Below are 1993 nucleotides of genomic sequence, written 5' to 3' on the forward strand. Positions count from 1 at the left end.
CCGACCTGGTTCAAACCGAAAGACGAAAAGCAGGTGGCAACCAGTGCATTCTTTGCTGGCGCAATAGCCGTGTTTGACAAGCAATGGCACGGTCCGGCGAATGCCTATATCGAGCGTGATCGGCTGTATGCCCAGGGTGAAGCATTCATGGCGCAGATCCGCAAAGAGGCCGCGAAACTGGCACCACAGCAGCAGCCCACCATTCCAGAAACAACCAATACGGTGTGGCCCGCAGAGGTTAATTTTCTGTTCGATCAGGTGCCAACAGCCGCAGTGCTTTCAGCCCATTTGCAGCACAAGCTGCGCAGCCACATCAACCGCCTGAAACTTGAAGGCATCCCTGACAACACCATCATCACGACCGCAGAAGCACTTACCGCAGCAATGGGAGCAGCAGCATGAAGGAAATTATCGTTGATAACTTTGCTGGTGGTGGCGGTGCTTCCACTGGAATTGAAATGGCAATTGGCCGCAGTGTCGATATTGCGATTAACCATGACCCGAACGCGATCGCCATGCACACCACGAATCACCCAGATACGCTGCACTACTGCGAATCAGTGTTTGATATTGATCCGGTTGCTGCGACCGCTGGCCGTCCTGTTGGACTGGCATGGTTTAGTCCTGATTGCCGCCATTTTTCGAAAGCCAAAGGCAGTAAGCCAGTTAAAAAAGAGATTCGCGGTCTGGCTTGGGTTGTCCTGCGCTGGGCTCTGCAAACACGTTTTCGCGTTGGCATGCTGGAGAACGTGGAAGAGTTTAAAACCTGGGGGCCATTGAACACCGCAGAAGATGGGACACAACACCCCGATCCGGCGCGTGCCGGTGAAACATTTGAGGCATTCGTGGGGATGCTGACCACGGGTATCGCAATAAATCACCCCGCTTTGATTGAGTGCTGCGAGGTGCTGGGCATTGATGTTGACGGGGAAGATGCGAAAAGCTTATCCGCTGGCTTGGGTTATACCGTTGAATATCGTGAATTGCGGGCCTGTGATTATGGCGCTCCGACCATCCGCAAACGCTTTTTCATGGTGATGCGTCGTGACGGTAAGCCGGTCACATGGCCGGAGGCTACGCACGGGGATCCAAAATCACCAGCAGTTCAGGCTGGCAAGCTGAAACCGTGGCGCACAGCTGCCGAATGCATCGACTGGTCAATCCCATGCCCGAGCATCTTTGAACGTTCCCGTCCATTGGCCGAGAACACCTTGAAACGCATTGCGCGCGGCATTCAGCGGTTCGTGCTGGATAACCCGACGCCATTCATCGTGAAGTGCAACCACACAAGCACAAAGACCAAATACGATTGTTTCCGTGGTCAGTCACTGACAGAGCCGTTGCAGACCATCACCAAGACGCACGGTTATGCGCTTGTCAGCCCACATCTGACAAAATTCCGTACCGGTGCAACGGGGCAGGAGGTTACCGAACCAATGCCGACGGTTACCGCTGGTTCGTCGGTGCGACCTGGTGGTAATGGGCATGCGCTCGGCATGGTAGAGGCAACATTGGCGCCGTTCGTCGCTGGTGCTGGTGGCCCAAAATATTCAGCCAAACCTCGCAGCGTCGAGCAACCTATGCATACGCTGGTCAATACGAACCATGCATGCGTTGTTGCACCAGTTATCGCGCGTATCGGTCAAACCGGTTTTGGTGGAGGAAAGTCTCAACTGGTATCCGCGTTCCTGGCTAAACACTTTGGCGGAAATTATTCCGGCGCCGGTGTGGCGATGGATGAGCCAGCCCATACGGTCACGACAACCGATCACCACGCGCTCGTAACATCAAACCTCATCAAGATGCGCGGTACGAATACGGGACAGCCAACAGACACGCCGCTGCAAACCGTTACGGCCGGTGGCAATCATTTTGGCGAGGTCAGGGCGTTCTTGCTGAAATATTATGGCAACGAGAAAGAGGGGCTGAATATTGAGGATCCTCTGCACACGGTTACCAGCCGTGATCGGTTTGGCCTGGTCACGGTTGAGGG

Annotated in this window: 1 protein-coding gene and 1 pseudogene; both read left to right on the forward strand. The window is 54.7% G+C overall.

Going from position 1 to position 1993, the window contains the following annotated elements; translation table 11 throughout:
* A pseudogene (locus tag J5224_RS25835) lies at positions 1–402 on the forward strand (phage N-6-adenine-methyltransferase); the annotation flags it as partial.
* On the forward strand, positions 399–1993 hold a 1595-nt coding region (locus J5224_RS25840), incomplete at its 3' end, for a DNA cytosine methyltransferase (protein WP_264628052.1). The pseudogene J5224_RS25835 and the gene J5224_RS25840, both read left to right, overlap by 4 nt.

The sequence above is a fragment of the Candidatus Symbiopectobacterium sp. NZEC135 genome, assembly GCF_025962695.1.